The sequence below is a fragment of the Streptomyces sp. NPDC050636 genome (assembly GCF_040654775.1).
Classification (GTDB): Bacteria; Actinomycetota; Actinomycetes; order Streptomycetales; family Streptomycetaceae; genus Streptomyces.
In genome coordinates this window covers 1-21419 of record NZ_JBFAIP010000036.1, presented here as the reverse complement: position 1 = coordinate 21419, position 21419 = coordinate 1, and the positions used below count along the sequence as shown (strand labels likewise).

General features: G+C 70.6%; 18 protein-coding genes and 1 pseudogene. 11 read left to right on the top strand and 8 right to left on the bottom strand.

Annotation, left to right across the window (positions count from 1 at the left end; all coding sequences use genetic code 11):
• Positions 1-116: 116 nt before the first annotated feature.
• From AB0I10_RS24030 to AB0I10_RS24005, 6 genes are all read left to right on the top strand, one after another.
• Positions 117-1424, top strand: a complete 1308-nt coding sequence (locus AB0I10_RS24030) for an MFS transporter (RefSeq protein WP_363154641.1) — start codon at positions 117-119, stop codon at positions 1422-1424.
• 717 nt (positions 1425-2141) lie between these two features.
• Positions 2142-2924 carry an MHYT domain-containing protein gene (locus AB0I10_RS24025; protein ID WP_363154640.1) on the top strand — a complete coding sequence of 261 codons (783 nt, stop codon included), beginning with the start codon at positions 2142-2144 and terminating at the stop codon, positions 2922-2924.
• Between the two features lie 60 nt (positions 2925-2984).
• The gene (locus tag AB0I10_RS24020; RefSeq protein ID WP_363154639.1) at positions 2985-5543 is read left to right on the top strand and encodes an ATP-binding protein; all 2559 of its coding nucleotides are present in this window, start codon (positions 2985-2987) and stop codon (positions 5541-5543) included.
• Positions 5540-5947 (top strand): roadblock/LC7 domain-containing protein, encoded by a 408-nt coding sequence (locus AB0I10_RS24015; protein WP_363154638.1) that lies wholly within the window; start codon positions 5540-5542, stop codon positions 5945-5947. The genes AB0I10_RS24020 and AB0I10_RS24015 overlap by 4 nt, the downstream gene beginning before the upstream one ends.
• A 10-nt stretch (positions 5948-5957) precedes the next feature.
• Positions 5958-6341: a DUF742 domain-containing protein gene (locus tag AB0I10_RS24010; RefSeq protein WP_363154636.1), complete on the top strand. Its 384-nt coding sequence runs from the start codon at positions 5958-5960 to the stop codon at positions 6339-6341.
• Entirely contained in the window at positions 6322-6915 is a 594-nt protein-coding gene (locus AB0I10_RS24005; RefSeq protein WP_363154635.1) for an ATP/GTP-binding protein, read from the top strand. Before AB0I10_RS24010 ends, AB0I10_RS24005 begins: the two co-directional genes overlap by 20 nt.
• On the opposite strand, the gene AB0I10_RS24000 is transcribed toward AB0I10_RS24005, so the two are convergent.
• The 8 genes and pseudogenes from AB0I10_RS24000 to AB0I10_RS23965 all read right to left on the bottom strand — a co-directional run bounded on the left by AB0I10_RS24000 (position 6876) and on the right by AB0I10_RS23965 (position 13649).
• Complete coding sequence (locus AB0I10_RS24000; RefSeq protein WP_363154634.1) at positions 6876-8000, bottom strand: NAD(P)-binding domain-containing protein; 1125 nt, start codon at positions 7998-8000, stop codon at positions 6876-6878. The genes AB0I10_RS24005 and AB0I10_RS24000 overlap by 40 nt on opposite strands.
• A gap of 112 nt (positions 8001-8112) precedes the next feature.
• Positions 8113-8310: pseudogene (locus tag AB0I10_RS23995) on the bottom strand (hypothetical protein); the annotation flags it as partial.
• A gap of 234 nt (positions 8311-8544) precedes the next feature.
• Complete coding sequence (locus AB0I10_RS23990; protein ID WP_363154632.1) at positions 8545-9750, bottom strand: LLM class flavin-dependent oxidoreductase; 1206 nt, start codon at positions 9748-9750, stop codon at positions 8545-8547.
• Position 9751: 1 nt separating this feature from the next.
• Positions 9752-10795 carry an ABC transporter substrate-binding protein gene (locus tag AB0I10_RS23985; protein WP_363154630.1) on the bottom strand — a complete coding sequence of 348 codons (1044 nt, stop codon included), beginning with the start codon at positions 10793-10795 and terminating at the stop codon, positions 9752-9754.
• Between the two features lie 92 nt (positions 10796-10887).
• On the bottom strand, positions 10888-11727 hold the full coding sequence (locus tag AB0I10_RS23980) for an ABC transporter ATP-binding protein (protein WP_363154629.1): 840 nt from the start codon (positions 11725-11727) through the stop codon (positions 10888-10890).
• On the bottom strand, positions 11700-12620 hold the full coding sequence (locus tag AB0I10_RS23975; protein WP_363154628.1) for an ABC transporter permease: 921 nt from the start codon (positions 12618-12620) through the stop codon (positions 11700-11702). Before AB0I10_RS23975 ends, AB0I10_RS23980 begins: the two co-directional genes overlap by 28 nt.
• Positions 12621-12766: 146 nt before the next feature.
• Positions 12767-12850: a putative leader peptide gene (locus AB0I10_RS23970; RefSeq protein ID WP_351591484.1), complete on the bottom strand. Its 84-nt coding sequence runs from the start codon at positions 12848-12850 to the stop codon at positions 12767-12769.
• Between the two features lie 154 nt (positions 12851-13004).
• On the bottom strand, positions 13005-13649 hold the full coding sequence (locus AB0I10_RS23965; protein ID WP_363154626.1) for a hypothetical protein: 645 nt from the start codon (positions 13647-13649) through the stop codon (positions 13005-13007).
• 429 nt (positions 13650-14078) lie between these two features.
• Between AB0I10_RS23965 and AB0I10_RS23960 the strand changes: the two genes are divergently transcribed.
• The 5 genes from AB0I10_RS23960 (at position 14079) to AB0I10_RS23940 (ending at position 21297) form a co-directional block, all read left to right on the top strand.
• The gene (locus tag AB0I10_RS23960) at positions 14079-16493 is read left to right on the top strand and encodes a LuxR C-terminal-related transcriptional regulator (protein ID WP_363154625.1); all 2415 of its coding nucleotides are present in this window, start codon (positions 14079-14081) and stop codon (positions 16491-16493) included.
• Positions 16494-16672: 179 nt separating this feature from the next.
• Positions 16673-17368, top strand: a complete 696-nt coding sequence (locus AB0I10_RS23955; RefSeq protein WP_363154624.1) for a dioxygenase — start codon at positions 16673-16675, stop codon at positions 17366-17368.
• Between the two features lie 79 nt (positions 17369-17447).
• The gene (locus AB0I10_RS23950; RefSeq protein WP_363154622.1) at positions 17448-18647 is read left to right on the top strand and encodes a hypothetical protein; all 1200 of its coding nucleotides are present in this window, start codon (positions 17448-17450) and stop codon (positions 18645-18647) included.
• Positions 18648-19091: 444 nt separating this feature from the next.
• Complete coding sequence (locus AB0I10_RS23945) at positions 19092-20174, top strand: substrate-binding domain-containing protein (RefSeq protein ID WP_363154621.1); 1083 nt, start codon at positions 19092-19094, stop codon at positions 20172-20174.
• 214 nt (positions 20175-20388) lie between these two features.
• The gene (locus AB0I10_RS23940; protein ID WP_363154620.1) at positions 20389-21297 is read left to right on the top strand and encodes a virginiamycin B lyase; all 909 of its coding nucleotides are present in this window, start codon (positions 20389-20391) and stop codon (positions 21295-21297) included.
• Positions 21298-21419: the final 122 nt, after the last annotated feature.

Sequence of the window (21419 nt, the reverse complement as noted above, 5' to 3'; positions counted from 1 at the left end):
CCTCTCCTTTCGGCCACCGCGGCCTCTGGCGGCCGGCCACCTCACCGGGTCATGATCACGTGTCGGATCATCCTGCCCCAGCAGCAGGCCCAGGAGAAGAACCGGGAGCGAGGACCATGTCGGGTGCGGAACGCATAGCCAAACAGGACCGGGTGCCCGAGGGCGCCCGGCCGGCATCGCAGCTGCGGCAGCTGGCCGCCGCCTCGGTCGGCAACGCCGTGGAGTGGTACGACTGGTACGCGTACTCCTTTCTGGCGGTCTACTTCGCCGAGCAGGTCTTCCCCAAGGGCACCGGCAACTCCATGGTGCCGCTGCTGTCCTCCTTCGCCGTGTTCGCGGTGGGCTTCTTCATGCGGCCGGTCGGCGGGTTGCTGATGGGTGCGATCGCCGACCGGCGCGGCCGGCGCGCCGCGCTGACCCTCACCATCCTGCTGATGGGCGGCGGCAGCCTGCTCGTCGCGCTCACCCCCACCTACGCTGCCGCCGGCGTGCTGGCCCCGATCGTGCTGGTCATCGCCCGCCTGGTGCAGGGCCTTTCGGTGGGCGGCGAGTTCGCGGCCTCCACGACCTTCCTCGTCGAATCGGCGGGACCCGGCCGGCGCGGGCTGTTCTCCAGCTTCCAGTACGTCTCGACGACCATCGGCCAGCTGCTGGCCTCCGGGACGGCGGCGCTGCTCGCGGCGCTGCTCAGCGACAGCCAGATGGGGCAGTGGGGTTGGCGGGTGCCGTTCCTCGTGGGCGCGCTGCTGAGCCTGGTCGGGCTGTGGGTCCGGCACGGTGCGCAGGAGACCCGCAGTGCCGAGCAGCGGGCGGCCGCGCGACCGGGCCTCTTCGAGGGGCTGCGCCGCTACCCCCGCCAGTCCCTGCTGATCTGCGGCATCACAGCGGGCGGCACCCTCGCCTACTACACGTGGACCACCTATCTGCCCACCTATGCGCAGGTCAACGTGGGATTCGACAAGGGTGATTCGCTCACCGTCGGCACCATCTCGCTGGCGTTCTTCGCCCTGCTCCAGCCGCTGGGCGGCATGCTCTCCGACCGTATCGGCCGCAAACCGCTGCTGCTCGGCTTCGCGCTGGGCTTCGCCGTCCTGGCAGTGCCGCTGCTCCACCTGGTCACCGACGCATTCGTCTCGCTGCTGCTGGTGCAGTGTGCGGGCATGGTGCTGCTGACCGGATACACCGCGGTTGCCGCGGCGGTGAACGCCGAGGTGTTCCCCGCACGGGTGCGGGCGGCCGGCATCGGCTTCCCGTACTCCCTCACCGTCGCCCTCTTCGGTGGCACCGCCCCGTACGTCGGCACCTGGTTCCAGCAGGCCGGGCACGCCGGTCTGTTCCCCTGGTACGTGGCCGTGCTGTGCATGGTGTCGTTCTGCGTCTATCTGACGCTGCCGGAGACGTCGCGGCAGAAGCTGGAGAAGTAGCCGTCCTGCCCGGAGACGGAAGGCGCCGCCCCTCCCGGGACAGGGAGGAGCGGCGCCTTTTGCTGCGCAGTCCGTCAGACGAGCCAACCAACGATCTCGACGATGCCGGCGATCACGCTGGTGAGGATGTTCTCCATCTGGGGTGTTCTCCTTGAGAAAGTCATGCGATGTGGGACCAACTCTCCGGCCCAGCAAGGGATGTCGACCGGAGGCGCTGTAACGGTCTGCAGCCCGCCGCTTGCGCCCCGTAAGCATCACCTGACGCTGTGTGCTTCCGGAAGCCCTTCCCGTATCGATCACGCTTTCCAGTGAACACTCGTTCTCGCGTTCGTTTTCGCTCGTGTAAACGTTTGATGTCCGAACTGGTGGTTGAATTCTGAACCGACCCCTCTGGTGGTCTTTTCCCTTTTGCGGGTGCGTGCCGGGCATATGCGGGCATGGCGGCTACGGCGCGCGTGACCTTTCTCATTGTCGATCTCATTGCCAATTCGCAGACCGGGCGCCAGCCATCCGGAATTGACGCGTAATCAGCAGTGCGGTGCCGGGCAATGACGGACATTTACCCGGAGGTTGGCTAACAGAACTCGCCGGTAACGAAACGGTGCGTCAGGGGACCCGCATTTTCGCCCGAATCGATCTGCGTCCGTGTCCGAAATTCACAAGACGATCACCTGCTAACGTCCGTCGCCGCGAACCGAATACGCGAAAGGAAACTCCGTGGGCCACATGCAACACTTCAGCGCGGGCTGGGTATCCCCTGTCCTCGCCTATGCGATGGCGTGCGTAGGATCCGCTCTCGGGCTCCGCTGCACCGTGCGGGCGCTGTCCGCCGACGGCCGCTCGCGCCGCAACTGGCTGCTGACCGCCTCGATCGCCATCGGCTCCGGCATCTGGACGATGCACTTCATCGCCATGCTCGGCTTCGGCGTCACCGGCAGCCCGATCCGCTACGACGTCCCGCTGACCGTGCTCAGCCTGCTGGTCGCCATGGTCGTGGTCGGCGCCGGCGTCTTCACGGTCGGCTACGGCGCCGCCCGGCTGCGATCGTTGCTGCTCGGCGGCCTGGGCACGGGCGTCGGTGTCGCGGCCATGCACTACCTGGGCATGGCGGCGATGCGCCTGCACGGGCACGTCGGCTTCGATCCCGGCCTGGTCGCACTCTCCGTGGTCATCGCCGCCGGCGCGGCGACGGCTGCGCTGTGGGCCGCGCTCAATGTGCGCGGCGCGGTCGGCGCGGCCCTCGCCTCCCTGGTGATGGGGCTCGCCGTCAGCAGCATGCACTACACCGGAATGGGCGCCGTACGCATCGAACTGACGCCCAGTCGGGCGCCCGTGGACGGCGTCACCCCAATGGAATTCATCTTTCCGCTGGCCGTCGCACTCGGCTCATTTCTCTTCCTCACAGTGGCCTTTGTCGCATTGTCGCCGACCGCCCGAGAGCGTGCCGCATCCGCCTCCGCCGAGTCGTTCCGCGAATCCGAACTCCCCACCACTTCCTGACCTATTGAGGAATTCATGCACGTACGACAGACCCCGGGCCATTCCGGGTCCGAAGGGGAAATGAGACCGCCCACCGGACCGAGACACGCGCTGCCCGTAGCCCCCAAGTCCAGGAAATCGGGAGCGAATTACGACTTCCGCCTGATGCCTCGCTCGGTACGGGCCAAGATCGTCGCACTGCTCATGGTCCCCGTGGTCTCGCTGATCGCCATGTGGGCCTTCGCCACGGTCACCACCGCTCAGCAGGTCTCCGATCTCGACCGGCTCAAGGTGATCGACGCCACCCTCCTCACGCCGATCGGCGACTTCGTCAACGCCGTACAGAAGGAGCGCGGCGCCGCGGCCCGCGCCCTCGCCTCCCCGGGCGCCGGACCGCAGCAGGAGCTGCGCGACCGGCAGCGGGACACCGACTCCGCCGCGGCCGCCCTCCGGGACGGCGTCAACGCCGGCAGCGCCGACGTGGCCACCGTCGTCCGCGATCTGCCCGCCCGCATCGACACCCTGATGCACGACGCCGGCGGACTGGCCGCGCTGCGCGCCCAGGACGCCCATGGCAAGGCCGATCCGGACCGCACGGTCCGCGGCTACACCGACACCATCGAGCACGCCCTCGCCACCGTCGGCTCGCTGACCGGCCTGGAGAAGCCGGCGGCGTACTCGGAGGCCCGTGTCGTCCTGGAACTCTCCCGGGCCCGCGAGGCGATCTCCCGCGAGGACGCGGCCTTCGGCGCCGCCCAGGCCGCCGGACGGATGTCGCGCGACCGGTTCGACGCCTTCACCGGCTCCGCGCACACCCAGCGCGAACTGTTCACCACCGCCGTCGACGACCTGCGCCCCGATGACGCCGACGCCTACCGCCGGATCTTGAACGGCCCCGCGTACCGCGATCTGCGCGCCGCCGAGGACGCCGTACGGGACGCCGGCGCGGGCACCCGGGCCGCCACCGCCGTCCCCGCCGCCCACTGGAGCGACGCGAGCGGCACGGTCCTGCGCGACCTGCGCACCGCGGAGCAGAACGCGACCAGCGGAGCGACCCGGCACACCGACCCGCTGTCCCTCGACACCCTCGGCGGCTCCGGCCTCGCCGTGGTCCTGGGGCTGGCCGGCGTGCTGCTCTCGCTGCTCATCTCGGTCAAGATCGGCCGACGGCTCGTCGTCGAGCTGGAGGACCTGCGCAACTCCGCGCTCCGGGTCGCCGGCCGCGATCTGCCCGAGTCCATGCGCCGGCTGCACGCGGGCAAGCCCGTCGACATCGACGCCGTCGCACCGCTCGGCGAACGCAGCACCGGCCGCGACGAAGTCGGGCAGGTGGGCGAGGCCCTGGTGGCCGTGCACCGCGCCGCGCTCAAGGCGGCGGCCGAACGCGCCGAGGCGCTCAGCGGCATCTCCGGTGTCTATGTCAGCCTCGCCCGGCGCAGCCAGCTGCTGCTCCACCGCCAGCTCGCCCTGCTGGACACCATGGAACGCCGAACCGAGGACCCGGCGGAACTGGAGGACCTCTTCCGGCTCGACCACCTCACCACGCGCATGCGGCGGCACGCGGAGAGCCTGATCATCCTCTCCGGCGCCGCCCCCGGCCGCGGCTGGCGCAACCCCGTGCCGCTGCTGGACGTGGTGCGCGCCGCCGTCGCCGAGGTCGAGGACTTCCGCCGGGTCGAGATCCACACCGTCGCCGACGAACGGCTCACCGGCGGCGCGGTGGCCGACTGCACCCACCTGCTGGCCGAACTGGTCGAGAACGCCGTGATGTTCTCGCCCCCGCACACCAAGGTGCAGGTCCGTGCCGAGCGGGTGGGCGCCGGCATCGCCCTGGAGATCCAGGACCGCGGGCTGGGCATGGGCAAGGAGGCGCTCGACGAGGCCAACCGCCGTATCCAGGACGCCGATGAGATCGACCTGCTGGACACCGAGCAGCTCGGCCTCTTCGTGGTCAACCGCCTCGCCCACCGCCAGAAGGTCAAGGTGACCCTCCAGCCGTCGGCGTACGGCGGCGTCACCGCCGTCGTGTTGCTGCCCGAAGCCCTGCTGGCCCAGGAGGGCGACGAGGATCCGGCAGCCGTAGGGGCGGACGAGGAGAGCGGTTCGATGTTCCACCGTCCGCGGCCGGCCACCCGCCGGGCGCTCGGGTCCGTCCCCCGGCCGCTGCCCGCGCTGCCGCCCGTACCGCCGGAGCCGCCCGTGGGCGCGGAGCCGGGAGACGGGCCGGATGGGCCGCTCGCTGAACGGCCACTTGCTGAACGGTCGGTCGGCCAACGGTCAGCCGCTGGACAGGAAGCTTCCGACGCCGCGCCGACCGCCCCGGCCGCCGCAGCCCCCCAGGAGGCCATGCCCGCCGGCCTGCCGCGCCGGGTGCGACAGGCGAACCTCGCGCCCGAGCTGCAGCAGAGCCCGCCGGAGCAGCCCGCATGGGTCCCGCACGCACAGGGCACGCCGCCACCGCACCGCTCTCCCGAGCAGGCCCGCGCCACCATGGCGTCCCTGCGCGCCGGCTGGGCCCGCGGCCGCGCCGCCACCACGACACAGCAAGAGCGTCCGGCGCAGCACCCGCCGCAGCCGAACGGGCCGGCCGAGCCGGCCGAGCCGACCGGGAACTCCCCACGACGAGAAGAGACACGATGACCGGCGACCAGCACCTTTCCGGCGAACTCAACTGGCTTCTCGACGACTTGGTGTCCCGCGTACTGGAGATCCGCTACGCCGTCGTGCTCTCCGGAGACGGCCTGGCCGTCGGCACCTCCACCGGACTGACCCGTGACGACAGCGAGCGCTTCGCGGCGATCGCGTCCGGCTTCCACAGCCTCGCCAAGGGTGCCGGCCGGCACTTCGCCGCCGGCCAGGTCATCCAGACCATGGTCGAGCTGGAGGGCGGCTTCCTCTTCGTCGTGGCGGCCGGCGACGGATCGTGTCTGTCGGTGTTCGGCGACGCCGAGGCCGATATCGGCCTGGTCGCCTACGAGATGGCCCGGCTGGTCAAACGGGTCGGCGCCCACCTCGGGACACCCGAGCGCGCCGGAGTGGAATGATCGGCCGCAGATGACCGACTCCACCCCCCACTGGTACGACGACGAGGCGGGGCCGATGGTCCGGCTCTACGCGATGACCGCCGGGCGGGCCAGGCCGGGCAGCGCGGCCTTCGATCTGATGGCCGTGGTGCATGCCGATTCCTTGCCCGGCCCGGACGGCGAGGGCTCCGCGTTGTCGCCCGAGCAGTATGCGATCCACGCGCTGTGCGCCGAACGCCCCCGTCCGGTGGCCGAGGTCGCCTCCGACTCCGGGCTGCCGCTCGGTGTGGTCCGGGTGCTGCTGAGCGATCTGCTGGCCGAGGGCCTGATCCATGTCAACCGCCCGGTACCGCCCGCCCAGTTGCCCGATGCGCACATTCTCAGGGAAGTGATCGATGGACTCCGCGCGCTCTGACTCGTTCATGGCCCTCAAGATCCTGGTGGCCGGGGGGTTCGGCGTGGGCAAGACAACCCTCGTCGGCTCTGTCAGCGAGATCCGCCCGCTCAGCACGGAGGAGCGGCTGACCGAGGCCGGACGGCCGGTCGACCGGCTCGACGGGGTCCAGCACAAGACGACCACGACCGTGGCGATGGATTTCGGACGGATCACCATCCACGACGACCTGGCGCTGTATCTCTTCGGCACGCCGGGCCAGGACCGGTTCTGGTTCCTGTGGGACGAGCTGGCGCAGGGCGCGCTCGGCGCGGTGGTGCTCGCCGACACCCGGCGGCTCGCCGACAGCTTCGCGGCCATCGACTACTTCGAGCACCGCGGCATCCCGTTCGTCGTGGGCGTGAACTGCTTCGACGGCGCCCGCTCCTACCGGGCCGAGGACGTGGCACGGGCCCTGGACCTCGACCCGGGGACCCCGGTGGTGCTGTGCGACGCCCGGGAACGCGAGTCCTGCAAGGAGGTGCTGATCGGTCTGGTGGAGCACGCGGCCTCGTCCTACGAGGCGAAGTTGCGTTCCAAGACCGCTGCACCATAGGCGAGTTGAGAGTCTTCGGCCAGCAGCCGGCGAATGTCGCGGACCGCGGCCCGGCCCGCCCGGTTGGCGCCGATGGTGCTCGCCGACGGCCCGTAACCGACGAGGTGCACCCGCGCGTCGCGCAGGGCGCGGGTGCCCTCCATCCGGATGCCGCCGCCCGCCTCGCGCAGCTTCAGCGGGGCGAGATGGTCGATGGCGGCGCGGAAGCCCGTCGCGTAGAGGATCGCGTCCGCTTCGACGGTCCGCCCGTCCGCCCAGGTCACGCCGTTCGGTGTCACCCGGTCGAAGAGCGGTAGCCGCTCCAGTACGCCGCTCTCACGGGCCCGCCGGACCGCCTCGGTCATCGGCAGCCCGGTCACGCTCACCACACTCCGCGGCGGCAGGCCCTCCCGGACCCGCTGCTCGACGAGGGCGACGGCGGCCCGGCCCTGCTCCTCACCGAACGGGCCCTCCCGGAAGACGGGCGGCCGGCGTGTCACCCAGGTCGCGGCGGCCGCGACCGGGGCGATCTCCATCAGCTGCTGTACAGCCGAGGTCCCACCGCCCACCACCACGACCCGCGCATCACGAAACCCCTCTGGCCCGTCGTACTGCGAACTGTGCAGTTGACGGCCCCGGAAGGTCTCCTGCCCGGGGAAGCGCGGCCAGAACGGCCGGTCCCAGGTCCCGGTCGCGTTGATCAGCGCCCGCGGCGCGTAGCCGCCCTCCGAGGTCTCCACCAGCAGCCGCCCTCCCCCACCGCTCGCGCGCACCGCGAGGACACTCACCGGCCGGTGCACCCGCAGCCCGAAGGTCCGCTCGTAGGTGTCGAAGTACCCGCCGATCACCTCGGACGACGGGCGCCCCGGATCGGCATCCGTCAGCACCATGCCCGGCAGCGCGTGCATACCGTGCACCTTGTCGTACGTCAGCGTGGGCCAGCGGAACTGCCAGGCGCCACCGGGGCGCGGGGAGTGATCGAGGACGACGAAATCCCGGTCCGGTTCGTAACCGACCCGCCGCAGATGAAAGGCGGCGGCCAGGCCCGCCTGCCCGGCACCGATCACCACGACCTCGATCTCGCGCACCCCGTCGGTGTAGTTCATGCTTCTACCAACCCGGGGAGGGGGTGATGTCTTCCCGATGCGCCGGGCCACTGCCATCGGCGTACAGCCCGGCTGGAGCCCATCCGCCTGACTGGGAACCCTGACGCCACTCGGCGGCCCGCGCCGCCGCCGCGTACCACCAACCCGGCCTGGACGGCCCGACGATCTTCGAGGCGGGCTGGTCGGGGTGGAGTCCGAGCGGGCGCAGCGCATCCGCGCGGACCCGCACCGTGTACCAGCCGTGCCATCGGCCGTCCGGGCCCGGTCCACACGCGAGACCCCAGCAGATGTCGCCGTCCCGCAGCGGCATCCAGTCGATGCCGCGCTCCCGCAGTCAAGCCCGTACGGCCGCCATAGGGTGCGGGGCGCCCGGCAGATTCTCATACGCGGCGATGGTGATCATCGCGGAGTCGGGGAGCGGGGCGGAGGTACGGCGGGGACGGGGCATGGCGGCAATGATGCCGCGAACCACTCGGCGCGCGCCAAGAAATAAGAGCGGCGGTCATGAGGTGGACCGGGGAAGCCATGACCGCCGCTCCCCACGTCAGCGTCCGCCCGCGACCAGCAACGGCGCGCCTCCGGGCGCGGACGCCGGACGGCCGTTGGCGGCCGGCACGCCCTCCAGGGGAGAGGGGCCCGCATCCAGCAGGCCGCGCGCGGCAAGCTCCGGGCGTACGCCTTCGCCGAACCAGTACGCCTCCTCCAGGTGCGGATAGCCGGAGAGCACGAAGTGCTCTACGCCCAGGGCGTGGTACTCCTCGATCCGGTCCGCCACTTCGGCATGGCTGCCGACCAGCGCGGTGCCCGCCCCGCCGCGCACCAGACCGACGCCCGCCCACAGGTTGGGCGCGATCTCCAGCTTGTCGCGCGAGCCGCCGTGCAGCGCCAGCATCCGCTGCTGGCCCACCGACTCGCTCTTGCCCAGGGCTTGTTGGGCCGCCGCCACGGTGTCCGGATCGAGGTCGTCGAGCAGCCGGTCGGCGGTTGCCCAGGCCTCCTTCGAAGAGTCCCGCGAGATGGTGTGCAGCCGGATGCCGAACCGGACCGTACGCCCCTCCTGCTCCGCCAGCCCGCGAATCCAGTCGATCTTCTCCTTCACCTGCTCGGGCGGCTCGCCCCAAGTGAGGTACACATCCACGTTCCGGGCGGCGACCGGACCCGCGGCCGCCGACGAACCGCCGAAGAAGATCGGCGGCAGCGGGTCCGGCGGCAGCGCCGTCAGACCGCCCTCGACCTGGTAATGCGCGCCCTGGAAGTCGGACGGCCTGCCACTCCACACACCCCGTACGACCTGCAGGAACTCATCGGTTCGGGCGTACCGCTGGTCATGGCCGAGATGGTCGCCGAACCGCTTCTGCTCGGTCGAGTCGCCGCCGGTGACCACATTCAGCAGCAGTCGCCCGCGCGAGATGCGCTGATACGTCGCGGCCATCTGCGCGGCCAGCACCGGCGAGATCTCCCCGGGCCGGAACGCGACCAGGAACTTCAGCCGCTCGGTCACCTGGGTGAGCGCCACCGTCGTCAACCATGCGTCCTCGCACCAGGTACCGGTCGGTGTGAGCACCGCCTCGAACCCCAACTGCTCGGCGGCCTTGGCGATTTGGGCCAGGTACTCGATGTCCGGAGCCCGCACCCCGCTGACCGGGGTGATGCGGTCGCGCCGGATGCCGCCGTCGGTGTAGGCGTGTCGGTCGACGAGGGTACGCCCGTCGCCGCCGGTCGGCAGAAACCAATGCAGGTGTACGGACACGTCACTTGGCCTTTCCGTAGCTGCGCGGCGCCGTGCTCGACGGCGGCAGGTCACCGTTGAAGCGCGGGTCGACGAACGACCCGAAGTCGAAGGAGCGGGGAATGAGCTTCAGCGCGGCGAAGGTCTTCACGATCTGCTGCTCGGAGGCGATGGCCGCCTTGTCCACGGCGACCGGAACCGCCGTACCCCGGGTGCGCTTGACCGCGTCCAGCGCCACCTTCTCCGGCAGCCCGGTCTCCTTCGCCCAGGCCTTCGCCCAGACGTCCGGGTGCTTGAAGACCCAGTTCTGTGCCCGTGCCAGCCGGGTGGTGTAGTCCTTGAGCGCCGATGCCTTCTTCTTGTCGTCCAGCGCGGCGGGCGCGGCGACCTGGAAGCTCAGACCGTTGACCACGCCCTGGCCGGTCGTCAGCACCCGGGCGTCGGCCTGGTCGAGGGCCTGCGAGGTGTACGGGTCCCACACCGCCCAGGCGTCCACCTTTCCCCTGGTGAACGCGGCCAGTGCATCGGCCGGCTGAAGGTAGTTGAGCTTGACGTCCTTCGGGGACAGTCCGGCCTGCTTCAGCGAGGCGACCAGCTGATAGTTCGCGGAGCTGCCCTGTGCCACCGCGATCGACTTGCCCTTCAGCTCGGCCGGCCGCTTGAGCGGCGAGTCCTTCTTCACCAGGATCGCCTCGCCGTCGGACCTGCTGTGGGTCGCGGCGATCACCTTGATTCTGGAGTTCGCCGCGGCGGCGAAAACGGGCGGCGTGTTACCGACCGCGCCGACATCGACGGCCCCGGCGTTGACCGCCTCCAGCAGTGGCGGCCCCGAGGTGAAGGTCGACCACTTGATCTTGTACGGGAGGTCGTCCAGCTCGCCGGCGGCACGCAGCAGCGCCTCCGAACCACCCTTCTGGTCACCGACGTTCAGGGTCAGCGACCCCTTGCCGTCGGTGCCGCTACCGGTTCCGCCCGTGGAGCCGTCGGCCCGCGACGCACCACCGCAGGCGGCCAGCAGCAGGGCGAGCGGGAGCAGCAGGGCCGGGGCGGTGTGCCGTGGTCTCATGAGGTGTCCGTTCTTTCGTTCTTGATCGCGTTGGGGCGGGGAAATGGGGGAGTGGGGGAGTGGGGGAGTGGGGGCGGAGTCGGGCCGCGGGGTCAGGCCGCGGTGGTTGTCGGCTTGGCGCCTGGGCTCTGCTTCTTGGTCTCGTTCTCGTTCTCGCTCTCCGAGGGCTGCGGGACCGCCTCCTCCGGACCCTCGACGCCCAGCCGGTCGAGCAGCCGGGCGCGCAGCCCGGCGAATCGCGGATCGGAGATATCGCGCGGCCGCGGCAGATCCACCTCGGTCTCGTACGCGATCCGGCCGTGCTCCATCACCAGCGCGCGGTCGGCGAGCAGCAGCGCCTCCTCCACGTCGTGGGTGACCAGCAGCACCGCGCAGCCGCGTTCCTGCCACAGTTCGGCCACCAGTCGCTGGGCCTTGATCCGGGTCAGCGCGTCGAGCGCGCCGAAGGGTTCGTCGAGGAGCAGCAGGTCGGGCTCGCGCACCAGCGCACGGGCGAGCGAGGCGCGCTGCGCCTCACCACCGGAGAGCGTCTTGGGCCAGGCATCGGCGCGGTGACCGAGCCCGACCTCGTCCAACGCCCTTACCGCGTCCGCCTTTTCGGTCCTGCCGGGCAGCCCCAGCAACACATTGCGCCAGACCCGCTTCCAGGGCATCAGCCGCGGGGCCTGGAATGCCACGGCCTTGCGGCGCGGCACCAGCACCTCGCCCTCGATCTCCCGGTCGAGCCCGGCCAGCACACGCAGCAGGGTCGACTTGCCGCAGCCGCTGCGGCCGAGCAGCGCCACGAACTCACCCCGACGGACGGTAAGTTGGAGGTCATCGATGACCGCCCGGCCGTCGAAGGAGCGGACCAGCCCGTCGACCTGTACGGCGGTGCCGGGGCCCGCCGCGTGCTCGTTGCCGGTCACTGGCCTGTGAAGGTCGGTCGCCATTGCAGCAGCAGCCTTTCGAGCGTACGGACAACGAAGTCGGCCAGCAGCCCCAGCGCCGCGTACACCACCAGGCACACCACGATCACATCGGTCCGGAAGAACTCCCTGGCCTGGTTCATCAGGAAGCCGAGGCCGTCATCGGCGTTGATCTGCTCGCCGAAGACCAGCGCGAGCCAGGCGGTGGCCAGTGAGTAGCGCAGTCCGGTCATGGCGCCCGGCAGTGCGCCGGGCAGTACGACATGCCGGACCAGTCCCCAGCGGCTCAGCCCGAGCGAGTTCCCGGCCTCGACCAGCTGGGCGTCCACGCCGCGGATCCCGGCGTACACATTGAGATACAGATGGAAGGCCACGCCGAGTGCGATCAGCGCGATCTTGGGCGCCTCGCCGATGCCCAGCCAGATGATGAACAGCGGGATCACGCCCACCCAGGGGACGGAACGCAGCATCTGCACGGTCGCGTCGACCAGGTCCTCACCGAGCCGCGACAGCCCCGAGACGAGCGCCAGCACAATGCCGGCCGCCCCGCCCAACAGCAGCCCGACGGCGACCCGCTGGAGGGAGACCAGCATCGCCGAGGGCAGCGTCCCGTCCGCGACGAGATCCCCGGCGGTTGCGGCGATGGTGCCGGGCGAAGCCAGGATCTCGGTCGGCAGCGCGCCGGTCGAACTGAGCACCTGCCACACCACCAGCAGCGCGACGGGCCCGACCGTACGGCGCAACCAGCGGGGCACGGACCCGCGGCGGCCGGAGACGGGGACGACACGGGTGAGCTCGGGGGAGGCGGATGGGGAGGCGGGTGTGGATGTGGATGTGGTTGCGGACGGCTTGGATATCCGCGATTCAGTGGAAATGTCGGGTGGGGCGTGACCGGGTACGGCCTGGTCGAGCGTCATGGAGGCTCCACGGGCGGGGGAGGGCGACGCCAGGTGCACGACGACAGCGCGCAGCCTTGCGAAAGGGGAGCTGAGAGAGGAGAGCTGAGAGCGTAGAGCTCGGGGCGCAGAGCTCGGAGCGAAGAGCTAAGGGAGGTGAAAGAGCGTCAGCAGCCGCGGCGACATGCGGCGGAGGCCACCCGCAGCAGGTCGATGTGACCGCGCGTGGTGAGCAGGGCTGACGTAGACATGTGGCCGAACGTAGCCGTGTGCTCCGAGACGGGTCAAACGTCGTCTCGGCTGGTGGACCTTTGTTGCGCGGGTATTGCGATGACGCACACGGCAGTGCGCCACAGCCTGGAGTCTGTGGCGCACCGGTCGTGGGGTGGGTGGCGATCTGGCGGGCTACCCCACGCGCTCGATCCGCGCGTTGCGGATGAGGAACTTGCCCGACTCACGGACCTGCTCGAACGCCGCATTGTTGAGCAGCACACAGCTGCCCGACGTCGAAGTCACGGACACGGTGGTCGACTTGTTGTTGTCCAGGTTGGTCACCTTCAGTTCGGTACCGACGGGGAATTGGCCGCTGGACGCGGCTGGTGAGCCGCCTTCGCCGGAGAGGGTCACCGTTGACCCGGGGCAGACGACATCGCCGTCCGGCGCTGCGGAGCCCTGCGCCTGATCGTCGGGAGCGGAGGCGGACGGGGATGCGGACGGGGATGCGGACGGGGATGCGGGTGGGGACGCGGGTGGGGACGCGGGTGAGGATGCCGGCGGCGCCGCGGCACAGCCGGCCGCCTTCTGCTGGGCCTCGATCTGCTTGATCACGGCTTCGCGGTTGGCGATCCGGTCGGCTGACTGGGCGTCAGGGTTGGCCTGCTGTGCGGCGATGAACTTCTGGTTGTTGCTCAGCGCGGTCGCCAGTCCGTCGCACGCCGCCGATGCCTGGCTGGTGCCCGTGGTGACGATGGCGATGCCGCCGACCAGCGTCGCGGCACTGGCGAAGAGGGTGATCTTTGTACCCTTGCCGACTCTTCTCTTTCGGGACACGCATGACTCCTGTCCTCGATGTAGAACCCCGGGGGCGCGGGTTCGGTTGCCTGCCAGTACGTCGAGGGCCATCGGCCCGCTCAGGCCCGCTGCGAAGTTGTCCGGGGATGACAAGGCTGGATGGCCGCCGTGCCCGGATGCCGTGCCCGGATGCCAAGCCCGGATGACAAGCCCGGGTGGACTGACGGCGCGTGCCGGGGCTGGTGGTGCGGGCATGGGTGCGCGGGCAGGATGCGGCGTGTGACGACGACGCGGACGTGTGAGGCGTGCGGTACGGAGCTTTCGGCGCACGGTGAGCGGGCGAGCGACGGCAGGCCCCGGGGCGGACGGCCCGCCCGCTACTGCTCCAGCGCGTGCCGCCAGCGAGCATTCCGGGCACGTGCCATGAGTGAACGCGCCATGACTGAACGTGCCATGGATGAACCTGCGATGCGTGAGCGCACGACGACGGGAAACCCGCCGGAGCGGGCCGCGCCGCACGCGGGCCCAGGGCTGCCGCATTCGCTGGACTCGTTCGTGGGGCGCGAGCGAGAGCTGGCACGACTGCGGACGCTGCTGAGGTCCGCACGGCTGCTCACCCTGGTCGGCCCCGGCGGGGTGGGCAAGACGCGGCTGGCGCTTGAGCTGGCAAGGGGGGTGCGCGGCAGCCGGGCGGGTCGTACGCAGATGGTGGAACTGGAAGCGCTCCATGACGGCGAGCTGCTCCCGCAGACCGTCGCCGGGGCCCTGGGGGTGGGCGAGCGCGGCGGGCGGGCGGGCGTCGAGGCACTCGTGCACGCCTTGGGTACCCGTACGCGGCTGATCGTCCTGGACAACTGCGAGCACCTGGTGGAGGCGTGCGCGCACCTGGCCGCGACCCTGCTCGCCCGCTGCCCCGGACTGCGGATTCTCGCCACCAGCCGGGAGCCGTTACGTGTGCCCGGCGAGGTGGTGTTCCGGGTGGGGGAGCTGTCGCTGTCGCCTGCCGGCGAGAGCCAGGTCGGCGAGGGCGAGGACACCGCGGTGCTGCTGCGCTCGGAGGCGGTCCGGCTCTTCGCCGAGCGGGCGCGAGCCACCGACCCCGGCTTCGCACTCGGCTCGGGCAACGCCCGTACCGTCGCCGAGATCTGCCGACGGCTGGACGGTCTGCCGCTGGCCATCGAGCTGGCGGCAGGCCGCACCGGTTCGCTCCCGCTGGGGGACATTCTGCGCGGGCTGGACGACCAGCTCTCCCTCCTCACCGACGGCAGCAGGACGGGACCGGGCCGCCACCGCGAGCTGCGCGCCGCGATCGACTGGAGTCACCGATTACTCGATCCCGTGGAGCGGGCGGTGTTCCGGCGCCTCTCCGTCCTCGGCGGCGGCTTCGACGCCAGGGGAGCGGCCGCGGTCTGCGCGGACGGCGGGGGTGGCGGCGCGGACACCGGGCGTGGCGGCGCGGGTGCCGGGGTGCGGCCAGAAGAGGTGCTGCGTGTGGTGTGCGCCCTGGAGGCCAAGTCCTTGATCGTACGGATGCGGGACGGCGATCCGGACACGGCGCGGTTCCGGCAGCTCAGCGCGATCCGTACGTACGGGATGGACCGGCTCGCCGAGTCCGGAGAGCTGCACACGACCTGGCACCGTGCGCTGGACCGGCTGGCCGGCCAGGCGGCCGGTGCCCCGGCGTCGGTGTTCGCCGACACCGCGGAGGGGCCGCTCAGCGGCGAGCGGGAGAACCTCGCGGCGGCCGTCGCGTACACCTCCGGCCGTTCCGACAGCCGCTATGTCCCGCTCGCGATCGCACTGGCCCGATCGCGGTACCAGCAGGAACAGCTGACGGCCGCCCGGACGTTGTTGTCGGGGGTGCTGGAGCGGGCGTCGGACGGTGTCCATCGGGGCGTGGCGCTGGCGCTGGCCGCGCGTTCGGCCTGTCTCCAGGCGGATCACACGGCCGCACTCGCCCTCGCCGACGAGGCGGTGGCCGTCGAGCGTGCCGGGAACTGCCCCGGAGGACTGGTCAACGCCCTGGACGCGCTGGGGGCCGCGCGGCTGTGCCGGAGCGAGTTCCCCGATGCCGTCGCCGTCTTCGCGGAGTGCCTCGGTGTCGTGCGTACGCTCCACCGCCCGCTGGACACCGCGCTCTGCCGGCACCACCTGGCCTGGGCCCTGCTGCACACGGGCCGGGCGACGGAGGCCGATGAGCTGATGGCGCGGTGCCTGCCCGAGCTGAGGGCGGGCGCCCCTGCGGGGCAGGTGACGGCGGCGCTGCACACCGTCGGCGCCATCCGGCTGGCGCAGCGGGACTTCGACGCCGCCGAGGCCATGTTCGCGGAGGTGCTCCACATGACGTCCGGGGAGAGCTACCACGCGCTCTATCCGCTCGAAGGGCTCGCCATTGTTGAGGGTGAGCGGGGCGATATGCAGCGGTCGTTGCGGCTGTACGCGGCTGCTGCTGCGGCACGGCGGCGACTCGACACGGAGCCTGAGGCGCACTGGCGGGGGCAGGTGGAGGCGGCGGCAGCGCGGGCGAGGGACCGGCTCACTCAATCCGGGGCGCAGGCGGCGCTGGCGGCGGGCCGAAGGCTGCACGGAGACGCGCTCGTTGCGTATGCGCTGCGGGGCCGGCGTGGCGGTTCCGTACGCGTCGACGGCGCCGCCTGTGCCGTTGTTGTGTCCCCGCTGACCGAGCGCGAGACGGTGGTCGCCGGGCTCGTCGCGGAGGGCCTGACCAACCGGCAGATCGCCGCACACCTGGGCCTGTCCAAGAGCACCGTCGCCAGTCATCTCGACCGGGTCCGGGACAAGTTGGGAGTCCGGTCCCGTACGCAGATCGCGCTGTGGGTCGCCGGGCAGGCTCCGCGGCATCCCGGCGCCGAGGTTTCGTAACGCGCGCAGGTCACCGGTCATCCGACCGATGTGAGTGGGCCGCGCGGCGGCAGAGGCTGTCCGGGCGAATCGCTCCCGGACGACCGCACGGTCGCCCCACGACCCTACGACCCCACGACCTCACGGTCGCCGGCCGACCCCACGACCCCACGACCTCACGACGGGACAAGGAGACGCGGATGCGTAACGGCAAGGAGAAGAGCTCAAGGAGAGCGTTCATCAAGACCACCTCCGCAGGCGTGACTTCGGTCGCCCTCGCGGCGACCGTGGCCGCCTCGGCCGGGCCGGAGGCCTCCGCGGCCGAGCCGCGGAAGGCGCGCTGCGATGGGCTCCCCCTGGCCGTCACCCCGGCCTGCTCGGGCCACGAGACGCCCGCGGCCATCGAGGGCCCCCTGTTCAAGCCCGACTCCCCGGAACGGTCGGACCTGATCACGCCCGGCATCCGCGGCGTCCGACTCGACCTCGGCGGAGTCGTCCACGACACGGCCTGCAAGCCGCTGCCGGGGACGCTCATCGAGTTCTGGCAGTGCGACCAGAACGGTGACTACGACACCTCGGGATTCTCGCTCCGCGGTCACCAGTACACGAACAGCCGGGGCGCCTTCCGGCTCCGGACGATCATCCCCCGGGACTATTGGGGCCGTTGGGGCCAGCGTGCGCCGCACATCCACACCCAGGTCCAGTCACCCGGCGGCCCCGTGCTCATCACCCAGCTCTACTTCCCCGACGACACCGAGGCGTACGGCCGGGACTTCGCCGCCCTCAACGCGGCAGACCGCCTCCTCAACCGCGCTTGCACCATCAGGCTCACCGCCACCCCCGAGAACACCCGCTACACCGGCACATTCGACTTCGTCCTCAAAACCACGGCCTAGGTCGGCCTTCCCTACCCCTGCCCTCATCATCAACTCCCCCTGCCCTCGTCAACTCCCTCACCAGCGAAGGAATTCCGTGATGCCATCGAGTACGTCGTCGTCCCGGGGGCCGAGGCCCGGCCGGGTGCCCCTGCTGGCGGCGGTTGCCGTCACCGTCGCGGCCGGGAGCCTGGCCGCCGTCGGCCTGAACGGTGGTCCGACCGCCTCGGCAGCGCCCACCGTCCCCGCGTCGTCTGCCCCATCCGTGACCGACTCCTCCGCCGTGTCCTCGTCCGCATCGCGCTCCGGCCAGTGGCAGCGGACTCCGGTACCCGTGACGAAAGGCGACCTGACCGCCATAGCCGCTCTGGGCGACAAGCAGGCCTGGGCCGTGGGCTACCGATTGAAGAGCGCGACCGCGCTCGAAGCCGTAGCACTCCGCTGGGACGGTACGTCCTGGGCCCAGGAGTCCACGCTCCCGGAGAACAGCTTCCCGCAGGCCCTCACCGTCCGGTCCGCCGACGACATCTGGGCCGTCGGCACCGCCACCGAGCACTGGGACGGCAAGACCTGGACGACGCGCCCTCTGGACCGCGATCCGGCCGGCCGGGTGGTACCCGAAGCCGTGACGACGACAGCCGACGGGCAGGCGTGGACGGTGGGCCGGGCGATGGCCCGGTCGATCAAGGACTCCGTGCCCGCCATCCAGACGTGGGACGGCAGGAGTTGGCACCGACAGCCGCTGCCCGACGTCGGTAAGGGTGAGCTGAACGGTGTGACGGCGGTGGCACCGGACGACGTCTGGGCCGTGGGCGCGTCCTACGCCGTGGACGAGAAGTCGCCGCAGACGGCTCTGCTGCTGCACTGGGACGGCACGACCTGGAAGCGGGTCGACGTGGACGGCCCGGCGGCAGGCCACGCCTGGCTCGGGGGGATCACCGCGTTCGCCGCCGACGACATCTGGGCGGTGGGCGGCCGAACCTCGGGAAGCGCGGAGCGCCCCTACACGGTGCACTGGGACGGCGCGAAGTGGTCGGCAGCGGAGACCCCGGACGTGGCGGACGGGCGGCTGCGCGCCGTCGGCCGGGCCGGGGGCGGTGAGCTCTGGGCGGTCGGCGGCAAGGGTGCCGCGCCCGTCGCCCTGCGCTGGAACAGGCAGGACAAACGGTGGGACAGGGCAGCAGGCCCGGGTGTGGTCGTACGGGGTTTTGCCACAGTGCCGAAGAGCGCCGGCCTCTGGGTCGCGGGTATTGCCGAACAGGGGGACCTCGTTCCGGCGATCACCCGTATGAAGGGCTGATTCGGCGGCGTGGAGAAGTGCCGGTCTTCAGATGCGCGATGCGGCTGATTTTCCGCAGATTGTGTGCAGCTTATGTGCAGTGAATTTGCGGTAAATGAAAAGGCGCAGGTGCTGCACTACCCGCAGATCGCGATCTTGCCGGTGGGCGTCGTCGGGGGCGAATCCGGACACCAGTGATCATCGTGGGGTGTGCGGACAAACGATGAAAAAATGGCCGACGCTCACCCCTGAGATCCGGAGGGCGTCACCGACGTGCCGCACACCCCATCCACTGTGCCGATCCGCCGACTTGACGCCCTGTCGCACAGGCCTCCCGTCTTTGCTTGGCCAATACACAACTCTCTTTCATATCGGTACCGCGTCGATTCTTGACGGCGACGCGACGGTGTCGTTCACTTCAGCAGTTCGGGGCCGGTCAGGGCGGCCCCATGGGAGGTACCTGAAATGAATGCAAGACTGCGTCGCATCGTCACAAGTGCGATGGCACTTTCGCTCGCCGTGCCGTTGGCGGCATGCGGAGAGGAACAAACCGACGCAGGTGCCGGCGAGAAGACCATTGGCCTGCTTCTGCCGGAGAACAAGGCGGCCCGTTACGAGAATTTCGACTACCGAATCATTTCGCGGCGGATAGCGACGCTCTGCCTTGAATGTGAATTGGACTACCGCAATGCAAAGTCGGCGGTAGACACCCAGAAAATGCAGTTCGAGGGCCTGGTGAAAAAGGGTGTCAAGGTCATCATCCTGGACCCGGTCGACGCCCAGGCCGCCAAGAGCTGGGTGAACTCGGCCGCCAAGAAGGGCGTCAAGGTCATCGCGTACGACCGGCTCGCCGAGGGCGATGTCGCCGCCTACGTCTCCTACGACAACGAGAGCGTCGGCCGGCTCCAGGGGCAGGGCATCGCCACGGCGCTGGGCTCCCAGGCGTCGACCGCCAATGTCGTCATGATGAACGGCTCGCCGACCGATCCGAACGCGCCGTCCTTCAAGAAGGGCGCACACGGCGTCCTCGACCGCAAGGTCCAGAAGATCGTTTCTGAGAACGACATCCCCGACTGGTCGCCGGCCGAGGCCAAGAAGAAGATGACCGAGGTCATCAATGCCCTTGGCCCGGAGGGGTTTGACGCCGTCTACTCGGCCAACGACGGCATGGCCGGCGGCATCGCCGAAGCGCTCAAGTCGGCCGGCATCAGGAATGTGCCGCTCGGCGGTCAGGACGCCGAACTCCCCGCACTGCAGCGCATCATTAGAGGCACTCAGTCCTTCACCATCTACAAGGAGGTCAGGCCGGAAGCCGAAACCGCTGCCGAGATCGCCTTCCGTCTTCTGGAGGGGAAGAGCATCAAGTCCCTGACCTCGACGACCGCCGACAGCGCCAGCAAGTCCGGCATTCCTGCCAAGTTGTTCAGCGCTGAGATCGTCACCAGGAAGAATTTGAAGGACACGGTGGTTCAGGACGGCGTCGTCCGCGTCGACCTGCTCTGCACCAAGGACCTTGCCACCGCCTGCAAATCGCTCGACCTGAACTGATTCCTGACGCCATTACCTCGTAGGGGGCCTGTCGCTGCGGAGCGGCAGGCCCCCTGCTTGTTGTCTCCGTGGACCGGCTGAGCCGGCTGGACGGGCTGGGCTGTGGGCTGGCTGAGCCGTCGGTCGGCTAATGCGGATGCCCATGCCCGGTCCCGTGTCGTAACCTCCACCTGCCCCATTGCCCCTATTGCCCCGAGAGGACCAGCCCGCTCCGATGCCGCAGCAAACCGAGGTCACCATCCAGGAGTTGACGGTCGCCGGGCCCGGCGCGGGGCCGTACGCGCTCGCTTCCGGGCCGGACGGCGCGCTGTGGTGCACGCTGGTGCACGGGGGCGGCATCGCGCGGGTCACCACGGAGGGCAAGGTCACCACGTACGACCTGGAATCCGCCTCCGGCGGTCCGACGATGATCACCGCGGGGCCCGACGACGCCCTCTGGTTCACCGAGTTCAAGGAGCACCGCATCGGCCGGATCGGCACCGACGGCCGGATCCGGTCGTTTGCCCTGCCGACCGAGCAGGCCGGGCCGCTCGGCATCGCCGCCGGGTCCGACGGCGCCCTGTGGTTCACCGAGTCCGCGGTCGACCGCATCGGCCGCATCACCACCGACGGCGAGATCAGCGAGTTCGCTCTGCCGACCGCCGGCGGCTTCGCGTCGGTCATCGCACCGGGCCAGGACGGCGCCCTCTGGTTCACCGTCAATCAGGCCGGCGGCAAGATCGGGCGGATCACGGTCGACGGCGACATCGGCCTCCATCCGCTGCCCACCCGCGAGGCGGGGCCGGTCGGGATCGCTCCAGGGCCGGACGGCGCGCTGTGGTTCGTGGAGATCGCCGCCGGCCAGATCGGCCGGATCGCCGCCGACGGCACCATCGCTGAATTCCCGCTCCCGGACCGGGAGTCCCGCCCGCACGCCATCGCCGCGGGCCCGGACGGCGCCCTGTGGTTCACCGAGTGGGGCGCCGGCCGGATCGGCCGGATCACCACCGAGGGCCGGATCGACGGCTACGACCTCCCGGACCGCGCCTCGGAGCCGCACGGCATCACACTCGGCCCCGACGGCGCGCTGTGGGTTGCCCTGGAGACGGGATCGCTCGCCCGGATCGTTGTCCCGCAAGACTGATCGGATCGTCGTCCGGCAAGACTGACCGGACCGGCGGCCGGTGCGGTCGGCCTAGGGGCTCTCCGATGGATCATGGCCGGGCCCGCGCCCTGACCCAGGCGGCGTACAGAACGTCCACCACC

What these genes read in the sequence shown, in the direction of transcription:
- AB0I10_RS24030 (WP_363154641.1), top strand. Translation starts at nt 117, where the DNA reads ATGTCGGGTGCGGAACGCATAGCCAAACAGGACCGGGTGCCCGAGGGC.
- AB0I10_RS24020 (WP_363154639.1), top strand. Translation starts at nt 2,985, where the DNA reads ATGAGACCGCCCACCGGACCGAGACACGCGCTGCCCGTAGCCCCCAAG.
- AB0I10_RS24015 (WP_363154638.1), top strand. Translation starts at nt 5,540, where the DNA reads ATGACCGGCGACCAGCACCTTTCCGGCGAACTCAACTGGCTTCTCGAC.
- AB0I10_RS24010 (WP_363154636.1), top strand. Translation starts at nt 5,958, where the DNA reads ATGACCGACTCCACCCCCCACTGGTACGACGACGAGGCGGGGCCGATG.
- AB0I10_RS24005 (WP_363154635.1), top strand. Translation starts at nt 6,322, where the DNA reads ATGGACTCCGCGCGCTCTGACTCGTTCATGGCCCTCAAGATCCTGGTG.
- AB0I10_RS24000 (WP_363154634.1), bottom strand. Translation starts at nt 8,000, where the DNA reads ATGAACTACACCGACGGGGTGCGCGAGATCGAGGTCGTGGTGATCGGT.
- AB0I10_RS23985 (WP_363154630.1), bottom strand. Translation starts at nt 10,795, where the DNA reads ATGAGACCACGGCACACCGCCCCGGCCCTGCTGCTCCCGCTCGCCCTG.
- AB0I10_RS23980 (WP_363154629.1), bottom strand. Translation starts at nt 11,727, where the DNA reads ATGGCGACCGACCTTCACAGGCCAGTGACCGGCAACGAGCACGCGGCG.
- AB0I10_RS23975 (WP_363154628.1), bottom strand. Translation starts at nt 12,620, where the DNA reads ATGACGCTCGACCAGGCCGTACCCGGTCACGCCCCACCCGACATTTCC.
- AB0I10_RS23970 (WP_351591484.1), bottom strand. Translation starts at nt 12,850, where the DNA reads ATGTCTACGTCAGCCCTGCTCACCACGCGCGGTCACATCGACCTGCTG.
- AB0I10_RS23960 (WP_363154625.1), top strand. Translation starts at nt 14,079, where the DNA reads ATGCGTGAGCGCACGACGACGGGAAACCCGCCGGAGCGGGCCGCGCCG.
- AB0I10_RS23955 (WP_363154624.1), top strand. Translation starts at nt 16,673, where the DNA reads ATGCGTAACGGCAAGGAGAAGAGCTCAAGGAGAGCGTTCATCAAGACC.
- AB0I10_RS23950 (WP_363154622.1), top strand. Translation starts at nt 17,448, where the DNA reads ATGCCATCGAGTACGTCGTCGTCCCGGGGGCCGAGGCCCGGCCGGGTG.
- AB0I10_RS23945 (WP_363154621.1), top strand. Translation starts at nt 19,092, where the DNA reads ATGAATGCAAGACTGCGTCGCATCGTCACAAGTGCGATGGCACTTTCG.
- AB0I10_RS23940 (WP_363154620.1), top strand. Translation starts at nt 20,389, where the DNA reads ATGCCGCAGCAAACCGAGGTCACCATCCAGGAGTTGACGGTCGCCGGG.